General features: G+C 50.7%; 2 protein-coding genes. Both read left to right on the plus strand.

All coding sequences use genetic code 11. The features are described 5' to 3' along the window. Positions 1–62: 62 nt before the first annotated feature. The gene (locus KDK16_RS00705) at positions 63–1,589 is read left to right on the plus strand and encodes a UDP-N-acetylmuramoyl-L-alanyl-D-glutamate--2,6-diaminopimelate ligase (RefSeq protein ID WP_257274243.1); all 1,527 of its coding nucleotides are present in this window, start codon (positions 63–65) and stop codon (positions 1,587–1,589) included. After that, positions 1,586–2,028 (plus strand): Mur ligase domain-containing protein (locus tag KDK16_RS00710; RefSeq protein WP_257274244.1); only part of this gene is annotated, 443 nt, incomplete at its 3' end. The genes KDK16_RS00705 and KDK16_RS00710, both read left to right, overlap by 4 nt.

Raw genomic sequence — 2,028 nt, forward strand, 5'->3', positions numbered from 1 at the left:
CGCAAAGCCTGACCATTGACCCTGGAGAAGACCGGACATGACCTCGCGTCAAATGACGTCACATGACCTCGCGTCAAATGACGTCTTTAAATGAAGTGCTGGCGAAGCTGAATCATCCTCAGCTGGATGAAGACATAACCCTTACAGGATTAACCCTCGACAGCCGCAAGCTGGTCGGGGGTGAGCTGTTTCTCGCTGTACAGGGGCTGAGTTCCGATGGCCGGGAGTTTATTGGTGCAGCTCTGGACGCAGGTGCATCTGCAGTGCTCGCTGAGTCGAGCAGGGAGGCACGTTCTGAAACTGAATATCTGGCCGGCAAGCCTGTTATTTTTATCGAAAACTTAAAAGCACACATCAGCTATCTTGCCGATCAATTCTATCGGCACCCATCCTCAGACTTGAAGTTGACCGGGGTGACTGGAACCAATGGTAAAACATCAATCTGCTGGTTTGTTGCGCAGTTACTTTCTCTCCTGGGGGCGCCTTGTGCGGTGATGGGAACCCTGGGTAAAGGTGTTCCTCCTGAACTGGAGCCCTGTCTGAATACGACTTCAGATCCCGTTTCTACACAGGGCTTTATGGCTGAGCTGGTGGCAAGAGAAGTGGCCTTCATGGCGATGGAGGTTTCTTCCCATGGTTTACATCAGGGGCGTGCAGATCAGTTAACGTTTGAAGTTGGCGTTTTCACAAATATCAGTCGTGACCATCTTGATTATCATAAAACGATGGACGCCTATGCCAGCGCCAAGGCTCTGCTATTTGCCAACGGCTGTGTCAAAAAAGCAGTGATTAATCTGGATGATGACTATAGCGAACTGATGTTGTCCAGTTGTTCCGGTGATACTGAGGTTTTTACTTTCTCTATGACCTCGGGCGAGGCAGATATTACGGCTAAGAATATTCTCCTGAATGCACGGGGAGTTAAGGCTGATCTGGATACCCCCTGGGGGCAAGCCCAGCTGAGGACACCTCAGCTGGGCCGTTTCAGTCTTGAAAACCTTTTGGCCGTTATAGGGGTTGTTTGTTGTCAGGGCTATTCTCTCGAGCGGGTTCTTGAAAAGGTGCCTCAGTTGAGCACGGTGCCGGGAAGAATGCAGAGCTTTGGTGGTGATCAGAAACCGTTGGTTGTGGTTGATTATGCGCATACTCCGGGTGCTCTGATGAGCGTTCTGAAAGCCTTGAGAGAGCACAGTGCTTCAAAATTAATCTGTGTCTTTGGTTGTGGTGGTGATCGTGATAGGGGTAAGAGACCTCTCATGGCCTGTGCTGCTATCGAGGGTGCAGATGAAGTAGTCGTGACCAGCGATAATCCCAGAAACGAAGACCCTGAAGACATTATCAGAGATATATTGGCAGGGGTCGATCAAACCGGCATCTCAGTAACGTCTGTCATCAGCCGTACAGAGGCTATTCGGGGGGCTGTCTGCACGGCTGCCGCTGGCGATATTGTTGTTGTTGCAGGTAAGGGTCACGAGAATTATCAGGAAGTCAACGGCGTCAGGCATCATTTTGATGATTGTGAAGAAGTCAGAAAAGCACTTGATCTCTGGCAGCCGCAATCGACTTCAGTCAGTGAGGGAGTATCATGATTCGCCCATTTACCCTTTCTGAAGTAACCGATGCGCTTCAGGGAGTTCTCCTGACGGGCGATTCTGATGGTGGTGCCACCATAACGGGTATAAGTATTGATACCAGAACCCTTGGGCAAGGTAATCTTTTTGTTGCCATCAAGGGGCCCCGGTTTGATGGTCATAGCTATGTTGATCAGGCTGAGGCTGCAGGTGCCGCTGCTGTTGTGGTTCAGGTGCCCGTTGACGGTCTGGGAATTCCTCAGATTCAGGTTCAGGACACTGACGAGGCGCTTGGGCGACTGGGGCAGTTTAATCGTGAGTGCTTTCATAAACCTGTGGTAGCCGTGACCGGGACTTGTGGAAAAACATCTGTCAAAGAGATGCTGGCTTCTGTCTTCGAGCAGGATGGTGAGGTTCTGGCCACTCAGGGAAATTTGAATAACGCTTATGGTGTGCC

This window comes from Endozoicomonas sp. SESOKO4 (genome assembly GCF_024606275.1).

Coding starts and splice junctions, on each gene's coding strand:
- KDK16_RS00705 (WP_257274243.1), top strand. CDS start 63: ATGACCTCGCGTCAAATGACGTCTTTAAATGAAGTGCTGGCGAAGCTG.